This window comes from Bifidobacterium indicum (assembly GCF_036987015.1).
Classification (GTDB): Bacteria; Actinomycetota; Actinomycetes; order Actinomycetales; family Bifidobacteriaceae; genus Bombiscardovia; species Bombiscardovia indica.
Genome location: NZ_BTXM01000002.1, coordinates 125,781 through 147,286 on the forward strand (window position 1 = coordinate 125,781; position 21,506 = coordinate 147,286).

The 21,506-nt window shown below is 59.6% G+C and carries 16 protein-coding genes and 1 tRNA gene; 11 read left to right on the forward strand and 6 right to left on the reverse strand.

Annotated elements, in window-relative coordinates; all coding sequences use genetic code 11:
- Position 1 precedes the first annotated feature (1 nt).
- On the forward strand, positions 2-532 hold the full coding sequence (locus AACP59_RS07220) for an NAD(P)H-dependent oxidoreductase (RefSeq protein ID WP_339350594.1): 531 nt from the start codon (positions 2-4) through the stop codon (positions 530-532).
- Positions 533-1,009: 477 nt separating this feature from the next.
- Here the strand turns inward: AACP59_RS07220 and AACP59_RS07225 are convergent, their stop codons facing one another.
- Complete coding sequence (locus AACP59_RS07225) at positions 1,010-1,861, reverse strand: aldo/keto reductase (protein ID WP_297317372.1); 852 nt, start codon at positions 1,859-1,861, stop codon at positions 1,010-1,012.
- Between the two features lie 536 nt (positions 1,862-2,397).
- On the opposite strand from AACP59_RS07225, the gene AACP59_RS07230 reads away from it, so the two are divergent.
- Entirely contained in the window at positions 2,398-3,144 is a 747-nt protein-coding gene (locus AACP59_RS07230; RefSeq protein ID WP_339350529.1) for an SDR family oxidoreductase, read from the forward strand.
- Between the two features lie 15 nt (positions 3,145-3,159).
- Here the strand turns inward: AACP59_RS07230 and AACP59_RS07235 are convergent, their stop codons facing one another.
- Positions 3,160-3,783 carry an isochorismatase family protein gene (locus AACP59_RS07235; RefSeq protein ID WP_297317374.1) on the reverse strand — a complete coding sequence of 208 codons (624 nt, stop codon included), beginning with the start codon at positions 3,781-3,783 and terminating at the stop codon, positions 3,160-3,162.
- Between the two features lie 538 nt (positions 3,784-4,321).
- Here AACP59_RS07235 and AACP59_RS07240 point away from each other — a divergent pair.
- Positions 4,322-5,116, forward strand: a complete 795-nt coding sequence (locus AACP59_RS07240; protein ID WP_339350530.1) for a GNAT family N-acetyltransferase — start codon at positions 4,322-4,324, stop codon at positions 5,114-5,116.
- Between the two features lie 539 nt (positions 5,117-5,655).
- Here AACP59_RS07240 and AACP59_RS07245 read toward each other — a convergent pair.
- From AACP59_RS07245 to AACP59_RS07255, 3 genes are all read right to left on the reverse strand, one after another.
- Positions 5,656-5,743 (reverse strand) — tRNA-Ser (locus AACP59_RS07245).
- Between the two features lie 143 nt (positions 5,744-5,886).
- On the reverse strand, positions 5,887-7,329 hold the full coding sequence (locus AACP59_RS07250; protein ID WP_297317143.1) for a catalase: 1,443 nt from the start codon (positions 7,327-7,329) through the stop codon (positions 5,887-5,889).
- Positions 7,330-7,648: 319 nt separating this feature from the next.
- Entirely contained in the window at positions 7,649-9,076 is a 1,428-nt protein-coding gene (locus tag AACP59_RS07255; RefSeq protein WP_339350532.1) for an Nramp family divalent metal transporter, read from the reverse strand.
- A gap of 269 nt (positions 9,077-9,345) precedes the next feature.
- On the opposite strand from AACP59_RS07255, the gene AACP59_RS07260 reads away from it, so the two are divergent.
- On the forward strand, positions 9,346-10,074 hold the full coding sequence (locus tag AACP59_RS07260; protein ID WP_297317145.1) for a metal-dependent transcriptional regulator: 729 nt from the start codon (positions 9,346-9,348) through the stop codon (positions 10,072-10,074).
- 49 nt (positions 10,075-10,123) lie between these two features.
- Here the strand turns inward: AACP59_RS07260 and AACP59_RS07265 are convergent, their stop codons facing one another.
- A complete protein-coding gene (locus AACP59_RS07265) occupies positions 10,124-10,618 on the reverse strand; it encodes a hypothetical protein (RefSeq protein ID WP_297317146.1) in 495 nt (164 codons plus the stop codon).
- Between the two features lie 150 nt (positions 10,619-10,768).
- On the opposite strand from AACP59_RS07265, the gene AACP59_RS07270 reads away from it, so the two are divergent.
- The 7 genes from AACP59_RS07270 to rfbA all read left to right on the forward strand — a co-directional run bounded on the left by AACP59_RS07270 (position 10,769) and on the right by rfbA (position 21,505).
- The gene (locus tag AACP59_RS07270; protein WP_339350534.1) at positions 10,769-12,757 is read left to right on the forward strand and encodes a DUF6541 family protein; all 1,989 of its coding nucleotides are present in this window, start codon (positions 10,769-10,771) and stop codon (positions 12,755-12,757) included.
- Positions 12,758-13,089: 332 nt separating this feature from the next.
- Positions 13,090-15,246: an RICIN domain-containing protein gene (locus tag AACP59_RS07275; RefSeq protein ID WP_339350536.1), complete on the forward strand. Its 2,157-nt coding sequence runs from the start codon at positions 13,090-13,092 to the stop codon at positions 15,244-15,246.
- 216 nt (positions 15,247-15,462) lie between these two features.
- Positions 15,463-16,149 (forward strand): glycosyltransferase family 2 protein, encoded by a 687-nt coding sequence (locus tag AACP59_RS07280; RefSeq protein WP_297317158.1) that lies wholly within the window; start codon positions 15,463-15,465, stop codon positions 16,147-16,149.
- 175 nt (positions 16,150-16,324) lie between these two features.
- Complete coding sequence (locus tag AACP59_RS07285) at positions 16,325-17,854, forward strand: DUF2142 domain-containing protein (RefSeq protein ID WP_339350537.1); 1,530 nt, start codon at positions 16,325-16,327, stop codon at positions 17,852-17,854.
- 68 nt (positions 17,855-17,922) lie between these two features.
- A complete protein-coding gene (gene rfbB, locus AACP59_RS07290; protein WP_297317150.1) occupies positions 17,923-18,942 on the forward strand; it encodes a dTDP-glucose 4,6-dehydratase in 1,020 nt (339 codons plus the stop codon).
- 93 nt (positions 18,943-19,035) lie between these two features.
- Positions 19,036-20,487, forward strand: a complete 1,452-nt coding sequence (locus tag AACP59_RS07295) for a sugar nucleotide-binding protein (protein WP_339350539.1) — start codon at positions 19,036-19,038, stop codon at positions 20,485-20,487.
- Between the two features lie 127 nt (positions 20,488-20,614).
- Positions 20,615-21,505, forward strand: a complete 891-nt coding sequence (rfbA, locus tag AACP59_RS07300; RefSeq protein ID WP_267430760.1) for a glucose-1-phosphate thymidylyltransferase RfbA — start codon at positions 20,615-20,617, stop codon at positions 21,503-21,505.
- Position 21,506: the final 1 nt, after the last annotated feature.

Below are 21,506 nucleotides of genomic sequence, written 5' to 3' on the forward strand. Positions count from 1 at the left end.
CATGACGACCGCCGTACTGGTGTTCCACCCCCATATGGATTCGTCACGGATCAATGCACGTTTGATGCGCGAGGCCATGGGGCACGAGAGTGAAGGAATCAAGGTTCGGGACGAATACAAGGTCTGCAATGGCGGGCCTATCGATGTGGCCGAGGAGCAGCGTTATGTGGCTTCCTGTGACCGTATCGTCTGGCAGTTTCCCATGTACTGGTACAGTTGCCCTCCCTTGCTGAAGGAATGGGAGGACGAGGTCCTGACCTACGGATGGGCCTATGGTTCCCATGGTGATGCTTTGAGGGGCAAGGATCTCATGCTGGCGGTGTCGGTCGGTTCCGCAGCTGACAATTACCGGCATGATGGACCTTTCGGATACACGGTCGATGACCTGCTGGCCCCTTTTAGAGCCACGGCGAACCTGATCGGTACCGTGTATCGGGAACCCTTCATTCTGACGGGTGTCACATCCGGACTTGGCGATGAGGACCTCACCAGGGCAGCGGAACAATACCTGCTGCGTCTATCGGAAGGCTGAACTGATCAGGTTTCCGCTTCTTCCGCCGGGGTGTCCTCCGCCGCCCTCATCTCGCGGCTTCGCGGCAGTGAGGTCAACGGGGAGGGGTATTCACCCCTTGTGATGTGTCCGCCCCCGTCATGCCGGCAAGGTCCTATGCCCATCTGTTCCCCTAACCTGCATGGGTCGGATTGTTTCCGGACGGCCTTGATCTACTCCCCATCTCTTCGGTCACGTTTATTCCCGGAGTTGACCGGGTATGACCGGTCAGCCTTGTCGAATCAAAAATGACCGGTGGCGAACATCGATGGCGAATAGTGTCTCCTCGAGACGGTGTTTATTCCGGCATCGGCGGGGGGGGGGGGACTGTCCCGGGCGGTTTCTGTGATTCACGGCAGCCGGGCCGGTCGGAAAGCCCCGGGATGGTTATGTCCGCATCTCCCCGTCCATATCCTGTTTCCGATGTATGCGAACTGAACAATCCCGGCTGTCGAGAGGCTACTGCCTATAGGTTATTCCATGAAGGCGGCGCGCCTCTTCGGGTGTATCCACATCGAGTATGAGGGGTCGGCCCGTATCCATGGCGCGGATGGACCGCATGTCGTCATCGTCCAGGGAGAAATCATCAATGTCATGGTTCTCCAGGATGCGTCGACGGTGCGAAGATTTGGGGATGGCGCATATGTGCTGCTGTGTGAGCCACCGAAGAACCACCTGAGCCGGTGTCTTGCCGTAGTGCTTACCGATGCGGGTCAGGGCGGGATCCGCGAAAAGCTGGTTCCTGCCTTCGGCCAAGGGCGCCCAGGCCATTGGCGCAATCCCGTATTCCGAGAGAAGATGTCTGAGACCGGTCTCCTGGGTGAAGGGGTGGAGCTCAATCTGGTCGACCATGGGAGCGATACGCGACGAGAGGATGAGATCCACCAGACGGTCGGGCAGAAAATTGCAGACCCCGATGGCATGCACCAGTCCCTGGTCGTAAAGTTCTTCCATTGCCCTCCATGAACCCTGGTAATCTCCGTACGGCATGTGAATCAGATAGAGATCAAGGTAATCGGTTCGCAGGTTCTGCAGCGTTTTTTCGAATGACCGCATGGTGCCTTGGTGGCCTTCACGCTGTATCCAGACCTTGGAGGAGATGAAGACATCCGTTCGCGGAATACCGGAATCGCGGACTGCGTCTCCCACGGCGCTCTCGTTTCCATAGCAGGCAGCGGTATCGATGAGACGGTAGCCGATGCCCAATGCCTCCTCCACTGCGTTGCGGCACAGGTCCTCGTCGTCAATCTGATAGACGCCATAGCCCAAGTCCGGCAAGGCCATTCCGTTCTGCAGGTGAATTGTGCCCATTTATCGTCGCCTCCTGACGAATTCAATGGCAATCTATCAGAGCCCTCCGGGGAGGAACAATGCATGTTGCTCATGCGTTCCCATACACGGTGTCTATATTGTGTTGCCGCTCGTCCGCCATCAGATGCTCATCGAGGATCCGTATTTCGACTCCACGGGTGTATGACGGGGGAAAGATGTGTGCTCGACCATGCAGGTTATCGCCCGGCATGGATCCAGACGATTCCGTTCGGTGGGGTGATGTCATTCGCCGGGCTGTGGGATGTCTGTCGCCGATACCGTTACGGCGTGCGATGCGCCTGCCGGATCAGTCAGAGAACACCATGAGGTATCTTGAACAACAAGCCATGTTTCCATGGCATGGGCGAGTGTGATTGCCGGTTCCATGGTGGGGCTTCGATCATGACGGGCATTTCGTCCGGGTACCGTTCCTATGGCGTGGGGACGCACATGGCTTCGTATATCGATATTTGCACGTTGAGCGACTTGAGGTTGTAGGATCGCCGATACAAATCGATTCCGAGGGAGGCACGACGATGACGATTGCCGATAAGACCGTGTTGATTACTGGTGCATCATCGGGAATAGGCGAAGCCACGGCTCGTCTCCTGGCGGGGAAGGGAGCCAATGTGGTCTTGGGCGCCCGCCGGGCCGACAGGCTCGAAAAGATCGTCAAGGACATCACGGAAGCCGGAGGTCGGGCGGAATCCAAGGTACTGGACGTGACGAAGCGGCAGTCCAACGAGGACTTTGTTTCCTTCGCCAAGGACAGGTTCGGCCAGGTGGATGTCATGTTTCTGAATGCCGGGTTGATGCCCAACTCGCCCCTTTCCGCACTGCACGTGGATGAATGGGAGAGGACGGTGGATGTCAACCTGAACGGGGTCCTGTATGGGATTGCGGCCGCGCTCCCGGAATTCGTCGAACAGCGGCGAGGCCAGTTCATCGCCACCTCATCGGTCGCAGGACTGAAGGCTTATCCCGGTGGGGCGGTCTATGGTGCCACCAAGTGGGCTCTCCGCGACCTTATGGAGGTGCTGCGTATGGAATCCGCCCAGGAGGGGACGCATGTCCGTACTGCCACCATCTACCCGGCTGCCATTCAGACCGAGCTCTTGGACACCATCTCGGATGAACGGATGCTTGAGGATATGAACCAGACGTATGACCGTTATCAGATCAGTCCCGAACGGGTGGCCAGGGTGGTGTCTTTCGCCATCGATCAGCCCGAGGACACCGATGTTGCGGAATTCACCGTCGGCCCCACCATTCAGCCCTGGTGAATTTCAGGTCAGCCGTTATCGGTTCTGGTCGGAGAGGGTCAGGTGGATGCCGGCTAAGGCCATGGCCTTGCGGGCTTCGATACCTTGGTCCTCGCTGACCGGTACGGTCAGATTCTCGAAGACGGTGACCTTGTAGCCCTGTTTCACGGCGTCGAGGGCGGTTTCTTTGACGCAATGTGATTCGGCGATACCCACTACGTCCACTTGGTCGACCTCGGCGAGCGCCAGAGCTTCCGCCAGGGTGGGACCGGACGATCTGGCCCTGGAGAACTCCTGCCTGCTCTGGATTCGATCGGTGTTGTCCTCGATGCCTTCGAATCCGGAGTATGCGGCCGAATATTGTCCTTTCTTGAAATGATGGGGGATTCCCAGTTCCCGAATCCTGGGGTGCAATTCAGCCCCGGGTGAGCCGGCTATACCATGCTTGGGCCAGCTGTCCACGAAATCCGGGTGGCCGGACCAATGGGCTCCGGGTTCGATGTGCCAGTCCTGGGTGGTGGCCATATAGGCGTAGTCCCCGGCCTGCCTGTGGACGTAGTCGGCGATCCTTTCGGCGACCTCGTTGCCTCCCTCGACCGCCAGTTCGCCTCCTTCGCAAAAGGTCGGCTGGACGTCCACGATTATCAGGGCCTTGGGCATGGTGATCGTCTCCTCCGTCGAAGTTCACGTCAAGAATCGAAAACGACTGGTCTTCTACTCTACCGGCAGTTTTTGGATTGCGGCGGACTCAACGTCATATCCGGATTGTTTCGTTTTGGTCTTCATGCATATGGACGAGTGCGGGGAATGCGACTGGCGGGAAAGAAGATATGGCATGCAAGGGGACGACGAGGGTATTGGGCGGTCGGCCGGATCCCGATGCCATGGTCACATGCGGCTGCAAGGAATGACGGAAGGCCATGGAACAAGGCAGTATTCGGGAATTCTCGCGGTCTTCGTACGTAGGTGTATTACGAATCGGCGACGGCTCTCGACATCCTCTCATGGGGTCCTCCAAGGAGGATATGTTCCCGCTTGTGCCCGTACCTATGGAGATATATGACTGCCGGCAATGGGTATGATGAGAATGCTGATTCCCGGGTTGATCGCCTGACATCCTGAATGTCGAGTCGGGCAGTGCCGTGACTGGTGCCTCCGTCGTCGACCTCCCTTCATTGCTGTTGGTGGAATGAGCATCATGACACGGAAGGAGGATGCGGATATGAGATTCAACGAGTTTGGGCAACCCATTGGCGAGGCTGTGTCGTATACGGGTGCAAGGTTACCGGAGCCTGTGAGCTTGGTAGGCCGGACGGTTCTGGTGGCACCCTTGGATGCTTGGCAGAAACGGGCTTTTTATCGGCGCATCTTCGGTCCTGACTGCGATGAATCCATCATGACCTACAGCAGTCATCATCTCTACCCTGATGAAACCGCCTTCGATTCCGAGTTCAGGTTGATGACGGCAAGTCGGGATCCTCTGTTCTTTGCCATTCTTCGCAAGCCGGATGCTGCCGACCGCCCTGTCGGCCTGCTCTCGGGCGGAGAATCATTGGTTCCACAGGGGTGGGGCTTGGTCCGCGATTCCTCGAACCTGTTGGGCATGTATGCCCTGATGCGGATACGGGCCGATATGGGCAGCGTGGAGATGGGTCATGTTATCTACACCGGTGAGTTGCAGAGAACCCGGCAGGCCACCGAGGCCCAGTATCTGATGGCTCGGCATGTCTTCGAGAACCTGGGCTATCGGCGTTACGAGTGGAAGTGCGACAGCCTTAACGCGCCCTCGAGATCAGCTGCGTTGAGGCTGGGTTTCAAGGCGGAGGGCTGTTTCAGAAACGATATGGTATACAAGGGCCGGAGCCGCGACACGGACTGGTTTTCCATGACGGATCGTGAATGGCCGGCTGTGAAAGAGAGACTGGAAACCTGGTTGGATGAGGCGAATTTTGATCAGAAGGGCAGACAGAAGCGGCGTTTGCAAGACTGTTGAATAGGGGCAACGCCTCTTTGAGTTCATGACCATTCGAAAGATCTGCATCGGGTTGTGCATGTCGTCGGCTGGAATCGGCTCGCGCTGTCTAGGTCCAGTCGATGATTCGTGGGACGGAATTGAGCATGTCCCTGTCCCGCGGTTTCTGTGCATACACATTGGGGAGTGCCGGCAATGACCGCAGGCTCTTGTGGCCTTGCCGGGAAGGACGACAAGGACAATCCGGATCCGGCTGCCTTGTGCGCGGTCATTCCGCTTCCGCCTATGAAGCCCGGAAGGGTGCAAACAACGACGCATCGTCTGTGATTGGTCGGATGGCATATTCCCACCTTGCAGCACTCATGATTTCCGTGTTCCCGGGTCGGAATGATGACCAACTCCGACAGTCGAGCCGAAAAGGGGAGCCGGGCTTATGAAGCCTTTGTGCTTGAGAAGCATGTATGATTCCTGCGACACACAGAACTCTCGATTCGCCAGGAATGCTGGGGAATACGATGTTCCGCGCCTAAAAAACCCGGACCGCGGTCCGGGTTTTCCGGTGGCGGAGGATACGAGATTCGAACTCGTGAGGGCGTGAACCCAACACGCTTTCCAAGCGTGCGCCATAGACCACTAGGCGAATCCTCCAGGCGATTCCTGGCCATGCGCTCAGGGAGCAGGGACGGCTGCGAATCGCAACTTTGCCATAATAACACGAGGGGCGGAAGGGGGCCAGTCAGCGCGGCGTGAAGTCGACGCCTGTCAAGTCCCCGTCCGGTGCGGCCCGGCAATTACCGGATCTGGTCCATGGGGAGACCCAGGGCCTCGGCCACGCGCTGACCGTAGTCAGGGTCGGCCAGGTAGAACTGCCTGGTCTCCAGGACCTTGATCTCCTGGTCATCAACGGAACCCAGGGCCCCCTTGATGGTCTCGATCAGACGGTCCTTCTCCTCCGGGCTCATCAGCCTGTAGAGGCGGCCGGCTGCGGAGTAGTAGTCCGTGTCATAGGGGCGGGAGTACTCGGTCTGCCCCTGGACGGCATCCCCATGCATGCGCGCATCATGGTCCTCCACGGGGCCACCCTTGCTGTTGGGTTCGTAGTTGACCGAACCGTCCTGACCCTGGGCCATGAAACCGTCGCGCTCGTAGTTGTGGACCTCGTTGACGGGGCGGTTGATGGGCAGCTGCTCGTAGTTGGCGCCCAGACGGTAGCGTTCGGCATCCTTGTAGCCGAAGAGGCGACCCTGGAGGAGCTTGTCGGGCGAGGGTTCGATGCCGGGCACGAAGTTTGCGGGCGAGAAGGCCGCCTCCTCCACGTCATCGAAGTAGTTGGCGGGGTTGGTGTCCAGGACGAACTCGCCGATTTCGATGCGGGGGTAATCCTTCTTGGAGACCACCTTGGTCACGTCGAAGATGTCGTCCTTGTAGTCCAGGCCCTCCTGGTAGGGCAGGATCTGCACGCAGACCTTCCACTTGGGGTAGTCGCCCCGGTCGATGGCGTCGTAGAGGTCGTGCAGGAGGTAGTCCGTGTCCTCGGAGGCGGCCTTGGCGGCGGTCTCGTTGGTCATGTTCTCCACGCCCTGCTCGCTCAGGAAGTGGTACTTGACCCAGAACTGCCCACCCTGGGCGTTCACCCACTTGAAGGTGTGGCTCCCGTAGCCGTTCATGGTCCGGTAGCTGGCCGGGTTGCCCCGGTCGCCCATCAGATAGGTCACCTGGTGGACCGTCTCGGGGGAGTGGGACCAGAAGTCCCACTGCATCTCCTGGCTGCGCAGGTGGGTGGCCGGGTCGCGCTTCTGGGAGTGGATGAAGTCGGGGAACTTCAGGGGGTCGTTGACGAAGAAGACGGGGGTGTTGTTGCCCACCACGTCATAGTTGCCCTCCTGGGTGTAGAAGCGCAGGGCGAAGCCGCGCACGTCGCGCAGGGTGTCGGGGTAGCCCGATTCGCCGGCCACCTGGGAGAAGCGCAGGAGGATGGGGGTGGTCTTGCCCGCCCCGTTGAATACGTCGGCCTTGGTGTAGGCGCTCATGTCCTTGGTCAGGGTGAAGGTCCCCTTGGCCCCGGCCCCCTTGGCGTGGACCACCCGCTCGGGTATGCGCTCGCGGTTGAAGTGGGCCAGCTTCTCCAGGAGCTGGTAGTCCTGCAGAAGAACCGGCCCGCGGGTGCCGGCCGTCTGGCTGTGGTTGTTGTCGCCCCAGGGTTGCCCCTCATTGGTGGTGAGTCTATCGTTCATACCTGCTCGATTCCCTTGACGTCCTTGGACGTGGACGATCGATGGATCCCCTCACGGACCGGGTCTGCGACCCCGCTCCAGGTCGACTCGTCGGTCGCTGATGCGGGACTCTTGTGACGTCCCGATGCCATCCACACTATCCGTCAGGGAAAAGGAAATGATGGATATGCACGCTATATAACCGTCGGATATGTCACGATTCGAATAGGTCACATATGAGGATGCGGTTTATCGGGGAACTGGTCGCCTGAAAGTCGCCGGGGCACTGCCTCCATCCGTCAGGGAAGGACGGCAGGCCATTTCAGGGTATCTGCATCATTCAGAGCATCTGCATCAGTTCGCCCACGTCCTGGATGACCAGCTGGAGATTCAGCCCGGTCAGGACCGCCACGATGATCCAGGCGAGGAAGGCCATCCATCGTGGGTTGGCGTACTTCCCCATGATCTTCCGGGAGGAGGTGAACCAGACCAGGGGGACCATGGAGATGGGCAGGGCCACGCAGAGGAAGACCTGGGAATAGACCAGGAGGCTGTCCAGGGCGGATTCCTTTCCACCAAAGGCCATGGTGCAGATAAGGACGGGGATGATGGAGATCACGCGGGTGACCAGGCGGCGCAGCCAGAGGGGGATCCGCATGCGGATGAAGCCCTCCATGACGATCTGCCCGGTCAGGGTGCCGGTGATGGTCGAGTTCTGTCCGGAGGCCAGGAGGGCCACCGCGAACAGGGTGGAGAGGAGGCCGGATGCCACCGGTCCGGCGATGGTCTTGTCGCCCAGGGCGTTGTAGAGGGAGGTGAAGGTGTCCAGCCCCTCGCCGTGGCCGAAGAACATGGCGGCTCCCAGGACCAGGAGGAGGCAGTTGACGATGAAGGCGGCGGTGAGCTGGATGTTGGAATCCCAGGTGGCGAACCGGACCGCCTTGGAGACCTGACTGTCGTCATTCCGGTCGAAATCGCGGGTCTGGACGATGGAGGAATGGAGGTAGAGATTGTGGGGCATGACCGTGGCGCCGACGATGCCCAGGGCCATGGTCAGCTGCCCCCTGCCCAGGATTGCCGGATTGGGGACGAATCCCTCGAACATGGCCGGGACGTTGGGCCGGGCCAGAACCACCTCGTAGACGAAGACCGCCATGATGACCAGGATCAGGGTGGCCACGATGGCTTCGATCCGTCGGAATCCGATTCTGGTCAGCAGGAGGAGGATCAGGACGTCCAGGACGGTCAGGGCCACACCCAGGACCAGAGGGATGCCGAAGAGGAGCTTCAGGGCTATGGCCCCGCCGATCACCTCGGCGATATCGGTGGCCATGACGGCCAGCTCGGTACAGATCCAGAGGAGGAAGCTGAGTTTGCGCCCGGTGTGCAGCCGAGTGGCCTGGGCCAGGTCCAGGCCGGTCACGATGCCCAGCTTGGCCGACATGTATTGGAGCATCATGGCAATCAGACTGGAAATCAGGATGACGCTCATGAGGAGGTAGCCGTACTGGGCCCCTCCGCCTATGGATGTGATCCAGTTGCCTGGGTCCATGTAGCCCACGGCCACCAGGGCTCCGGGGCCTGAGAAGGCGGCCAGATTCCTCCAGAAGGAGGCGCCGGACTTGGGCACCGCCACCGTGGCGTTGATCTCCTCCAGGGAGCGTCCGTTGGCGGTCTCGACGATGGAGTGACCCCGATTGTGGTCGGCCTGCCCGGTGCTTTTATGGGGCAGGGACTCCACTGCCTGTCTTGCCTCTGATTTCAGCATGGCGCCTTCCTTGAGTCTGACCTGTTTACCGATCGACGTAAAACTTCGACCCTTAGAAGTTTAATGCTGTCACATGAATATTTCCATACCTTTGAAGTGACCAAGCTGTGACCCTGCCGACATCGTGGCAGGCCGCCAGCGTTGCCCGGACCGCTTACCTTCCCAAGATTGGTTGCAACCCCATGTGTGTGCATTCCCGGAAGTGGGGTCAGTCCCGCTCGGGCACGCAGACGAAAGGCCATGAATCACCTTGATATACACTATGCAACATGGATGTCACGCAGCTTTCCGCCAATGCCCAGGACTATCTGAAGGTCATCTGGGACCTGCAGGAGTGGGACGACGGCCCGGTCCAGCCAACCGCCGTGGCGGAGCGGACGGGGATGAAGCAGTCGACCGTCTCCGGCGCGCTCTCCCGCCTGGTCGATGCCGGTCTGGTGGAGCACAAGCCATACAGGAAGGTGGGACTGACCCCGGCCGGAAGGCGCTCGGCCGTCACCATGGTCCGCCGACACCGCCTTCTGGAGACCTTCCTGGTGGAGGTGCTTGATTACAGCTGGGACGAGGTGCACGAGGAGGCCGATGCCCTGGAGCACGCCGTCTCCGACAAGATGATCGAGAAGATCGACCGATACCTGCATCATCCCACCCAGGATCCGCACGGCGATGCCATACCGACCGAAGCGGGGACCATCCCCGACATTCCCCGGACGAAACCACTCTCCCAGGTGGAGGAGGGCCGCACCGTCCGGGTCCACCGGGTCAGCGACGAGGATTCCGGGATGCTCAGATACCTGAGTGACCACGGAATCGGGCCGGGGAGCCTGCTCCAGGTGGTCTGCAAGAGGCGCGAGGAGGATCCGGTCATCCTGCGGTTGGTGACCGACTCAGAAGATCGTCCAGATCGAACTGCTCCGGACGGGAGAGACGAATTGAGGTTGGGGTTGGCCCAGGCGGCCTTGATCCAGGTCGGTTCACCTGGCACAGGTCGGGCCTGAATCCCCTTTCGCGGGGCCGGATGCGCCAAGCAGGTAGGGTGTGGGCCTCCTAGGCCTCCACCCGTTCCGGACCGGAATCGAGCTCCGCCTCCTTCTTGGCCACCCGCTTGGAATCGATCCGGTAGTGGGCGTTGAAGATGCCGCCAGCGGTCAGGACGATCACCAGGCCGGCCAGGATCCAGACGTTTTCGACCTCGTACTGCTCCAGGAGCTCGTAGGCGGAGGTAATCATCTTCAGCCAGCCGGCCAGGGCCACGAAGTACCAGGCCGTGGCCTTATCCAGGAAATTGACGGCCTGGCGGCGCTCGTGTTTGGTATCGGCCGCCTCACGGAGGATATTGTTGCCGCGCATACGCTCCTTATGGACCTTGAGGGGCGGAATCAGCCACCACCAGGGGGAGACCGGCTTCCAGCGCTTGCTGATCTGCTCGAATTCCTCCAGCAGTGCCTTGAACTCCCTGAGCTCCATCAGTCCCTGATAGAGCGGGAAGGAAAAGAGCAGCCAGTCGCCGATCAGGGAGATAACCGCAATGAAATTCGACATGCCCATGAACCTTTCAGGTGTGGTTTGTCATTATTCGGTAATCGTATCTCCCCGGATTGCAGGCGCGGTCCTGTCCGGGCGGAGGGTGCCGGGGGGGGGGCGACCTGCGTGTAGTCTCATATGCAGTTGTGGCCCTACAGGAGGATGGATATGACGTCTCGGACAGTCGACGCGGCAGACTCGGCCAAGCCGGTCGGGTTGGGCCTTCCTTCTGATGCCGCTCTCTCCCGCACGACCCGGCCCGGATTCTCCAGGTCCACCTGGATGGTCCCCATGGCCTCTTTGGCCGGGGTGGTCATGGCCCTTGGGCTGGTCATCGCCTGGTTTCCCAAGACCTGGGAGATGTGGAACCTTCCCATCCAGGCGATCGATGCCCCCTCCCACTACTACTTCATCCGCAAACTCCTCAGGGACGGGCTCTCGGTCGCCTTCGAGCTGAACCCCAACGATTCCTTCTATCCACCCCTCTTCCACCTCCTGGTCTGTGGCCTCATCAAGGTGGCCGGTCTTTTTGGTATCTCCGTCAACATCTTCACCGGCCTCAACCTGGTTTGGATCATCACCTCGGGTCTGGTCTTCCCGGCGGGGATGCTGCTCTGGTGCTCCTACTTCTTCTCCGATCTGCCCAGGCCGCAGGTTGCGGGGATGTGCCTCACGGTGCCGATCCTTTCGGTTACATCGGCCGCCTTCCCGTTCTGGTTCTTCGACGCGGGGCCGCTCTTCGCCTATGGGTTGGCCACTTCCCTCCTGCCCTTCTCCCTCTATGCCGGGCTGAGGCTGATCGATGCGATCGCGGATCGGGGGAAGCGGGATCGCGGGGACAGGGGTCTGGGCTTCCGGGTGCCGGTCAACCTGGTGCTGGTCATCCTGATCCTGCTGGCCCACCCGCGGATCGCCTTCACCTATGTGGTGTTGATGGTCTTCTTCATCCTCTTCAGGCTCTCCTGGAAGTTCATCGCCTGTACGGCAGGATGCGGCTGCCTGGCTGCGGCCCTGTTCGCCGCCTATGTCATGTACCGGGATCACGGGAAGAACTACCTGCACCCGTCCACCTGGTTCCATACCTTCCAACCGACCAGGAGCCTGCCGGGTGCCCTGGGTGTCCTCTTCACGGGGAACCTGTCAGGGCCGGCCGGTCTGATCATGGCGGTGTGCGTCTGCCTGGCTCTGGCCGCCTCGCTCCTGCTGAGCGGTCGGCGTTTCCGGGAGGGGCTGTCGCTGGTCCTCTCCTTCCTTCTGGTCGGAGTGATTTATGTGTGCAGCGCTGCGGTTTCCGGCCCCTTGGCCAATATTCTGACCGCCGCCTGGTATCGGGGGGAGACCAGACCCCTGGCCATGCTGCCCCTGGCGATCGTTCCCCTTCTGGTCTTTGGGGCCCGATGCCTTCTGGATCCGCACCCGGTGAGGTGGAGGCGCGCGGAGGGGGCCCAGCCGACGGACGAATCGGCCGTGGCATCGGATGATTCCGGTGAAGCGAATCTGGTTGCAGGGTGGTCCTCTGGCCTGGTCCGGGACCGGCCTTCGAGGGTGCTCGGGGTCGCCGCGCTCTCCCTTGCCCTGGTTGTGGCCGGGAACGTGTCCAACCCCATCAGGGTGGACCTGGCCCGACAGGCCGAGGCCAATGCCGTCCTGGACAGGGACGACCCGCACGCGCAATTGACCAGGGCCAAGTTCAGGGTGCTGACCACCATCAGGGATCGGGTCGGCCAGGATGATGCGGTGATCATTTCCGACCCCATGAACGGGTCCATGTATGGAATGACCCTGTATGGCCTCAACATGCTCTATCCGGTCTACAACCCCATGGACACCAAGAACGGCAAGGTCTTCGGGGAGGTCGAGCTCTCCTTCGACTCCGGCGACTCGGACCGCCTCCTGGCCACGGTCTGCCCGGTGGACCCCAGCTATACCCGGCACGGTCCCGGTGGTGCCGGCAGGGCCCCGAAGTACTTCCTGACCATGGGGCCCCAGGCGCCCGACCTGCAGATGTTCACCTACAAGGCCCAGTACGACCCCTTCCACAAGCAGGAACTGATCGACGGCTATGTCCGCTCGGGGGCCATGCAGAAGGTGGAGGACTTCGGCACACCCGCCGGTGACGGAGAGCCTTGGGCCCTCTACCGGTTCGCCTGCAGGTAAGAGGGCACCGGTCCTCTCCCCGGTCCGCCTGCACAGGGAATACTTGGTGTCCCTGGACCCTTTTTGCAGATAAGACTGGCTACGCCAAGGTGCCGGCCCCTCTGCATGGGGGATGGGAGGGAGCGCAGGCGGATCATGGCGGCCCCCTCTGCCTGGAGGTATGGGTGACATGGTTTGCGAATCTTTCGTTCTCTTCCTTGCTGGGTCGTGGCTTCATGAGGAAGCGCGACTATTCTGAGAACCTGATGAGACGCGACCTGTGAAGGTTTTCGATGGTGGGGTTGCCTCGCCTCATGGGGGCCGATTGGTCGCCGGAACAAGGAGTGTGACTGGTGTCAGAGTCGGGGATGCGGTGGGAAAGGCATCTGGGCAGGGCCTGCGCGGTCGGAACCGCCATGGCCCTCTTGGTCTTCGTACCGTTCACGGGCGTGCATCGGGCCCAGGCGGCCGGGCTGGAAGGCCGGTCGGGTGATCAGACCTATGCCGCCTCATCCGAGACAGGGGACGCCATTCCCCAGGACATGCTCCCCGACTCCATTGATGATTCCATCCCTGAAAACGCCACAGTGGTGGCCAAGAATGTGGCCGTGACCGACCAGGGTGACGTCAAGGACATCAGCACCGGCGAGCCCGTGACCGATAAGACGGTGGTCGGCACCCCGGACCGTCCGGCCGACCCTCTGGCCAAGACCGGGGGGAGGAGCTTCATCCCGGTTCCCGTCAAGGAGGTCAAGGAGCAGCTGGACCAGTCCGCCCGGACCCGGTCAGCCAAACCGGCCGCCGCCCATGAGCAGACCGGCGGGGATCAATCCGCAGCGGTGCACGATGGTGTCTATCACCCGCAGGGCAGGTCCGGGGCCGTGGCGAAGCCCATGGCCTTGGGCAACAACGGATATGGGGCGCACTGGGGTACCTATCAGGGCACCCAGGCCTTCTTTGAAGGCAACGGCACCCTCTTCGCCCAGCAGGCCAAGGGTGTCGTCGACGTGTCACAGTGGCAGGGACGAATCGACTGGACGGCCGCCCGCAATTCAGGTGTCGAGGGGGCCATCATCCGCATCGGATACGGATGGGGGAACGGCTACGACAATACGGCCCTGTACAACATCAAAGAGTGCAAGCGTTTGGGCATCCCCTTTGGCATCTACCTCTACTCCTACGCCTACGACGGCAATACCGGCTGGGCTGAAGGCGATGGCACGGTGGACCTCCTGCGCCGCGCAGGTGTGAGTCCCGGCGATCTGGCCTACCCGGTCTATTACGACCTGGAGAACTGGGTCTGGGCCGGTCATGCGCCGCCGACCTCCCCGGCCGTGTATGACGGCATCGTCAACGCCTGGTACAACCGGCTCCAGTCCGCGGGTTACAACAAGCTCTCGGTCTACTCCTACACCTTTTATCTGAACTCGGCCCTGAACAGCGGCAACATCCGTTCCAAGACCCACTGGGTGGCCAGTTACGGTTCGCGTACGGGTTTCAACTTCCCCGCCAACCAGCGCTGCTGGCAGTACGCGGATGATGGCAGGGTCGGCGGCATCTCCGGAAGGGTGGACCTGAACGCCTGTGGCAACAAGGATGCCGTTACGGGTGGGGTGGTCCTCTCGCCCTCTGACAGGCTGACCGACATCACCGAGGGCGACTACTACATCGGGTCTGCCTTTGCCGACAGGTATCTGGATATCGAAGGCGGCAGCTTGAATGACGGAGCCCAGGCGGTCATCTGGCTGCCAACGAATGGGGCCAACCAGCTGTATCATGTCAAGCCGGTCGGAAACGGTACATACACCATCATCTCCAAGAACTCGGGCAAGTCCCTGGACATCAGGGGCGGATCCATGCAGCGGGGGACCTCAATCATCCAGTATTCCCTGAATTCCGGGGCCAACCAGCGATGGTCCTTCTACAAGACGGCTGATGGGTATGTCTATATCGTCTCCGCCCTGGGCAACGGGAGGAGCCTGGTTCTCGATATCACCTGCGGGAGTTCGTCTCCCGGCTCCAAGCTCGAGATATGGTCTCCGAACGGGGGGAGAAACCAGCGTTTCAGGCTCATGCAGGCAGCCAATATGCCTTCGGGCAAGGCACAGATCTCCAGCACCTTCGCCCGCGGCAACACCATGGATGTGCCGGGGCAGAGCAGGAGACCCGAGACCGCCATGCAGACATGGAGGCCCAACGGTTGCGATAATCAGCGCTTCATCTTGGAGTACCGGGGGAATGGCCGTTATGCCATCAAGAACGTCCTCTCGCAAATGTACGTGGACATTCAGTACGGATACCAGGGTGACGGGGGCAGAATCATCCAGTACCCACGGACGAACGGAGCGAATCAGCTCTGGTACCTGCAGAAGTATCCCCAGGGATATGCCTTGCTCAGCGTCTCCAACAACAAGGCCATCGATATATCGGGTATGAACAACAATCCCGGTGCTCCCCTCATAACCTATACCTTCCTGGGGCAGGGCAACCAGAAGTGGACCATCAGATAAGTCGGTGACCGTAACCATGGAGGCGAAGAATCCCGCGGCTGTGCCATTCATCCGGCTTGTTGTTCCGGCTATCAGAGGAAACAGACGTGTACGGTATGATTTGAACGTGGTGCTGACGGTTCTTGCCGGTCCCTTCCTTCAGGGGCGTTATGGCAGTGGGCAGGGCATGAAAAGGAGTAACGGGCAATGATAAACGAGTCGACGATTTCCTTGGTCATGCCTTGCCGGAATGAAGCAAGGCATCTGGCTGGAATGGTTGCCGATATACCTGATTTCTATGATGAAATAATCTGCGTCAGTAACAAGTCCAGTGATGATACCGTCAAGCTTGGCCGGGAGCTCGAGAAGAAGTATCCGCGTTTTACCATGCTGATTGATGATCGTTCGGCTTCGGGGATCGGTTATGGATACGCCCATATGACCGGTATCGAGCACTCCAAGAGCGATATCGTGGTGTGCGCTGATTCGGATTGCACCTATCCGGTCGAAGATGTTCCGCAGATTCTTCAGACCATGGAGAAGCGCGGCCTGCAATTCGCCTCATGCACCAGATACCCCGACTCGGCCATTCCATTTACCTTGCAGATGGGTGTGAAGGTGCTGAACTTCGAGATGTTCCTCCTGTACGGGGTGACTATTCATGACTCCCTCTCGGGAATGTGGGTTTTCGAGCGAAAAGTGGTCCCCTCCCTCCATCTGACCGAGGGGGATTGGAATCTGTCTCCCCAGATCAAGCTCAACGCCCATAAGTACCTGGGTCGGTGCTTCGGTGAGGTCAAAATCACCCAGAAGATCAGGCAGGGCGAAACCAAGCAGAGTTATCTGAAGACGGGGTTCGGGCACCTGATGTGGATCGCCAAGAATCGTTTTGTGCAGCGGAAGGGTATCCAGCCCGCCGACTGAGACCATCTCAGGCCTTTCTCCTGGACCGTCTTGGCGGAAGCCATGAAGATGCGCTTCACCTGGTGCCTATGAATCCCTGTCTCGATATACTGGAATCGTGCTCGTCGGCATCCGCTTTCGAGGCGCTATGCAGAAGCGTGTGGGCACGTACCCGGGCCGTTCAGATGGGATAGCGATGAAAGATAGAGCCAAGCATAAATCGGTCATGGACTCTGTGCTGAGACCCGAATGGGTCTTCCTTGTCCTTTTCCTCGTGTTTTCGACGGCTGCCACCCTCCTGGTGCCCATGGGAGCGGGCCCGGACGAACCTAGCCATATCGCCAGGGTCGAGCAGATCGCTGATGGGGTTATGGTGACGCCGACCATCGAGGCCTCCCAGGTTGACCGCGACCTTGCGAAAGTGGCGGACACCTCCCAACCGGTTTATGGCGGTTTCCAGGATTACGGTCTGATACATACGGCTGTGCAGAACATGAGGTCCTATCAGGGGCTGATGAGTCTCTATTCCTTCCCGGCCTGGTCGGCGTCCAACCTTGTTACGGGGGATCGGTTCGGTGAACAGCGGGTTGGTTTCGCTTTTTCCAACAGTGCTGTCAATTCGCCACTGGTCTACCTGCCCCAGGTACTGTTCTTCCGCCTGGCGGGGCTCTTCACCCACAGCGCCTGGTGGCTCATCTTTGCGATGCGGATGGGGGGGATTCTGACCCTGGCCCTGGCCATATTCCTTTGCATACGGGCCATCCCGGTCGGCAAGTGGTTCATGGCCGTCTTCGGCATTCTGCCCAGCACGATTCTGACCAACACGGCCTTGACCGCGGATACGATCACCACGGTCTGTTGCCTGGCCCTGATCACCGCCTTCATGGTTGCATGGATGCGTGAAGGACCGGTATCACGGTTGACCTGGGGCGTATTGGCCGTCTCGTCAGTGAGCATGGGGATGGTCAAACTCAGTTACCTGCCCTTGGTGTTCCTGCTTCTCCTCCTCCCTATGGTGCGTCCCGAGCTCAGAACAAGACGAACCTGGACATGGGTGGGTGGCATCGTCCTGGCCTCCCTGGTCATCTTCCTGGTCTGGTATATGCAGATCGGCGGTGTCAATACGGGCGTCCTGTTCGATTCAGCCGTCAAGCCCGCCCAGCAAAAGAAATTCATCCTTGGCCACCCCCTCTTCTATGCCAAGAACGAACTCAGCCTCTTCCTGATGATGGACTTTTTCCAGGTATCCAACTTCGGCATTCTCTCCATGCGAGGGACTTCCCTGGAATGTGGTTGGATCTATCTCATCTTGATGGCCATCGCCCTGTTCGTGCCTGATCCTCGAGAACGGCCTCTGAACGAGGGGAGGAGTGGCATCTGGTGGGTGATTTCTGCTTTCATACTCGAGTACCTGGTCATGTTCGTGCTCATTTCCACGGCGCTCTACCTTCAGTTCACCCCGGTCGGGGCACCCTACATCGCCGGGGTGCAGAATCGTTACTTCATACCAATCATGCCCCTGCTCCTGTTGAGTGTCCTCCTCATGGCCAGGTGGATCCTCGCTCCGCGGATCGACCCTGAACCAGGTGAAGTGCGGCTTGCGGCGGCCGAGAGCCGGGACCGGGTCCTCATCCGGATCCTCTCCTCTGGGATGGCCATATCGATTCTTGTCATGATGCTGAATCTGCTCAGGGTCGTCTATGACAAGGGGATCATCATCCGATGACCATGCGGTGTTTTGGCCCGCGCTCCCTACAAGTGTGAAGACGTCGACTTGCAGTAGCATGGGATGATATGACAGAGAAACTTGCCTTGAAGAACATTATCGTCACTGGTGGCTGTGGTTTCATCGGTTCCAATTTCGTGCGGTACGTGGTCAGGAACCATCCCGAGGTTCACGTCACGGTTATCGATGCCTTGACTTATGCAGGCAACATCGAGAACATCGCAGGGCTTCCAGAGGATCGGGTGGAATTCGTACACGGGAATATCTGTGATGAGGAACTGCTGAACCGGGTGGTTCCCGGGCATGACGCCATCGTGCACTATGCGGCGGAATCTCATAATGACAACTCGATAGCGAATCCGGAACCCTTTGTCCAGACCAATGTGGTCGGGACCTTCCGCCTGATTCAGGCCGCCAGGAAGTTCGACATCCGTTACCATCACGTCAGTACCGACGAGGTATACGGCGACCTGGCCCTGGATGATCCTGCAAGGTTCACGGAGGAGACCCCCTACCACCCCTCCTCCCCTTACTCCTCGACCAAGGCCTCCTCCGATATGCTGGTCAGGGCCTGGTTCAGGACCTTTGGTCTCAAGATGACCATTTCGAACTGCTCCAACAATTATGGTCCATATCAGCATGTTGAGAAGTTCATTCCCCGTCAGATCACCAATATCCTGGAGGGTATCCGACCCAAGCTGTACGGTGACGGACTCAATGTCAGGGACTGGATCAACACCGAGGATCACTCGTCGGCCGTATGGACCATCCTCACCCAGGGCAGGTTGGGTGAGACCTACCTGATCGGTGCCGATGGTGAGCGCGACAACATCACGGTCTTGCGCGACATCCTGCGGGTGATGGGCAAGGACGAGAACGATTTCGACCACGTCAAGGACCGGCCGGGCCATGATCGCCGCTATGCCATCGACTCCTCCAAGCTCCGCAGGGAGCTGGGTTGGACTCCGGCCCACACGGACTTCGAGTCAGGTCTGAGGGAAACAATCGATTGGTATCGCAGTAATCGGCAGTGGTGGGAGCCTGTCAAGGCCGCCACTGAGGCCCGGTACAGCCAGCAGGGGCAGTGAGACTGAACCCCCGGGGCGGTAGAACAGGATGCTGGGAGGGGTCTATGCTCCTACCTGGCTTTCTGATTCACGAGGAAAGGTAATGACGTACATATGCCTATGGAATTCGAAAAGGAACTGAAGGCGCAAACCACCAATATTCCCGGTCTTCTGGTTTTCGACCTGCCGGTGCACGGCGACAACCGAGGGTGGTTCAAGGAAAACTGGCAGCGAGCCAAGATGACCTCCCTGGGTCTGCCTGATTTCGGCCCTGTGCAGAACAACATCAGTTTCAACGCCAAGAAGGGTGTTACCAGAGGGATTCATGCCGAGCCCTGGGACAAGTTCATTTCCATCGGTGCCGGGGAGATTTTCGGAGCCTGGGTGGATCTGCGACCCGGACGGACCTTCGGGCAGGTCTTCACCACCCGCCTGGATCCTTCCAAGGCCATCTACGTGCCCAGGGGTGTGGGCAACAGCTTCCAATCCCTTGTGGACGGCACCGTGTACACCTACCTGGTCAACGCCCACTGGTCCCTGGAGCAGAAGAAGACCTATACTTTTGTCAATCTCGCCGATCCCGACCTGGACATCGACTGGCCCATTCCGCTGGAGCAGAGTGAACGCAGCGAGGCCGACATGAACCACCCCATGCTCAGGGATGTCAGCCCGATGAAGCCCAAGCGCACCCTGGTCACCGGATCCAGGGGTCAGCTCGGTTCAGCCATACAGCGGTACGTCACTGAGCATAATCTGACTGAATTCGAGTTTACCGACATCGACGGGTTCGATTTCTCCGATTCACGGGCCTACGACCGTTTCGACTGGGACCTGTACGGCACCATCATCAACGCCGGCGCCTACACTGCCGTCGACAAGGCTGAGACCGCAGAGGGCAGGAAGGTGGCCTGGAAGGCGAATGCCCTCGGTCCCTCCCTGCTGGCCCAGGTGGCCCAGCGTCATCAGATCACCCTGGTCCATGTGTCCAGTGACTACGTCTTTGACGGAACCCGGGAGGAGCACGGGGAGGACGAGGACTTCTCCCCACTGAATGTCTACGGGCAGACCAAGGCCGCCGGAGACATAGCCGTGGCCGCCGTACCGCGCCACTACATCATCCGTTCAAGCTGGGTGATCGGTCAGGGGAACAACTTTGTCAGGACCATGATGCGGTTGTCCGACAAGGTGGCTGACCCGGATGACACCCTGGACCAGGTCACCGTCGTCAATGACCAGTATGGTCGATTGACTTTCACCGATGACATGGCCGAGGCCATCTTCCACCTCCTGGATGGACAGGCGCCCTATGGCGCCTACAATCTGACAGGGTCCGGCAGGATCCGCTCCTGGGCCGATATCGCCAAGGAGGTCTTCAGACAGACCAATGGAAATGATGACAAGGTGCGGCCGGTGACCACCGAGGAGTACTACGCCGGTGCCGATGCCCCGATCGCCCCCCGGCCCGTTCACAGCGCCCTGAAACTGGACAAGATCAAGCAAACCGGGTTCCGTGTTCCCGACTGGGAAGACTCCATGCAGAGGTACATCGGCCAGGTCAAGTCCTGAGCATAACTGAATGCGGGGGAACGGCAGAGATACATCCCGACCCTTTCCGGTGCCAAGGGTCGGGTACTAGGCTGTTCCCTATTGTGCCTAGTGTCTGTATGAAGTTCGCAAAGGAAGGCAGCAGTCGATGAAAGGCATCATTCTTGCAGGTGGTTCGGGTACCAGGCTTTATCCGCTCACCACCGTCACATCCAAACAGTTGCTACCTGTATACGACAAGCCGATGATCTACTACCCGCTCAGCGTCTTGATGATGGCGGGCATCAAGGACATCCTGCTTATCTCCACACCACAGGACCTGCCCAACTTCAAGCGCCTGCTCGGCTCCGGGAAACAGTTCGGCATCAACCTCTCCTACACTGTGCAGCCCAGTCCTGACGGGCTGGCCCAGGCCTTCATCCTCGGTGAGGACTTCATCGATGGTGAACCCTGCGCCCTGGTTCTGGGCGATAACATCTTCTACGGCAACGGTCTGGGGAATATCCTCAGACAGGCATCCAGAACCATCGATGGTGCTGTGGTCTTCGGCTACTATGTCGATGACCCCCAGCGGTATGGTGTCGTCGAATTCGATGAGCAGAAGAAGGCCGTCTCCATCGTGGAGAAGCCGGAGAACCCTGCCTCCAACTATGCCGTGACCGGTCTGTACTTCTATGACAGCCGGGTCACTGAGCTGGCCAAGCAGGTCAGGCCGTCGGCACGCGGCGAGTTGGAGATCACCGACCTGAACAGGATGTATCTGGAGATGGGCCTCCTGAATGTGATGACCCTGGGGCGCGGATACGCCTGGCTGGATACGGGTACCATGGACTCGCTCTATGAGGCAGGTGAGTTTGTCCGGACCGTTGAAAGGGCCCAGGGTCTGCCGATTTCCTCCTTGGAGGAGATTGCCTTTGAGAACCGTTGGATTTCCCGAGACCAGCTTTTGGAGTCCGCCAAACGTTATGCCAAGTCACCCTACGGCCAGCATCTCATACAGGTTGCGGAAAACAGGGTGATTTCACGGCCGGATGACTGAG

Excerpts from the sequence above, each read along its gene's own strand:
- AACP59_RS07220 (WP_339350594.1), top strand. The coding sequence starts at position 2 with ATGACGACCGCCGTACTGGTGTTCCACCCCCATATGGATTCGTCACGG.
- AACP59_RS07225 (WP_297317372.1), bottom strand. The coding sequence starts at position 1,861 with ATGGGCACAATTCACCTGCAGAACGGAATGGCCTTGCCGGACTTGGGC.
- AACP59_RS07230 (WP_339350529.1), top strand. The coding sequence starts at position 2,398 with ATGACGATTGCCGATAAGACCGTGTTGATTACTGGTGCATCATCGGGA.
- AACP59_RS07235 (WP_297317374.1), bottom strand. The coding sequence starts at position 3,783 with ATGCCCAAGGCCCTGATAATCGTGGACGTCCAGCCGACCTTTTGCGAA.
- AACP59_RS07240 (WP_339350530.1), top strand. The coding sequence starts at position 4,322 with ATGACACGGAAGGAGGATGCGGATATGAGATTCAACGAGTTTGGGCAA.
- AACP59_RS07250 (WP_297317143.1), bottom strand. The coding sequence starts at position 7,329 with ATGAACGATAGACTCACCACCAATGAGGGGCAACCCTGGGGCGACAAC.
- AACP59_RS07255 (WP_339350532.1), bottom strand. The coding sequence starts at position 9,076 with ATGCTGAAATCAGAGGCAAGACAGGCAGTGGAGTCCCTGCCCCATAAA.
- AACP59_RS07260 (WP_297317145.1), top strand. The coding sequence starts at position 9,346 with ATGGATGTCACGCAGCTTTCCGCCAATGCCCAGGACTATCTGAAGGTC.
- AACP59_RS07265 (WP_297317146.1), bottom strand. The coding sequence starts at position 10,618 with ATGTCGAATTTCATTGCGGTTATCTCCCTGATCGGCGACTGGCTGCTC.
- AACP59_RS07270 (WP_339350534.1), top strand. The coding sequence starts at position 10,769 with ATGACGTCTCGGACAGTCGACGCGGCAGACTCGGCCAAGCCGGTCGGG.
- AACP59_RS07280 (WP_297317158.1), top strand. The coding sequence starts at position 15,463 with ATGCCTTGCCGGAATGAAGCAAGGCATCTGGCTGGAATGGTTGCCGAT.
- AACP59_RS07285 (WP_339350537.1), top strand. The coding sequence starts at position 16,325 with ATGAAAGATAGAGCCAAGCATAAATCGGTCATGGACTCTGTGCTGAGA.
- rfbB (WP_297317150.1), top strand. The coding sequence starts at position 17,923 with ATGACAGAGAAACTTGCCTTGAAGAACATTATCGTCACTGGTGGCTGT.
- AACP59_RS07295 (WP_339350539.1), top strand. The coding sequence starts at position 19,036 with ATGCCTATGGAATTCGAAAAGGAACTGAAGGCGCAAACCACCAATATT.
- rfbA (WP_267430760.1), top strand. The coding sequence starts at position 20,615 with ATGAAAGGCATCATTCTTGCAGGTGGTTCGGGTACCAGGCTTTATCCG.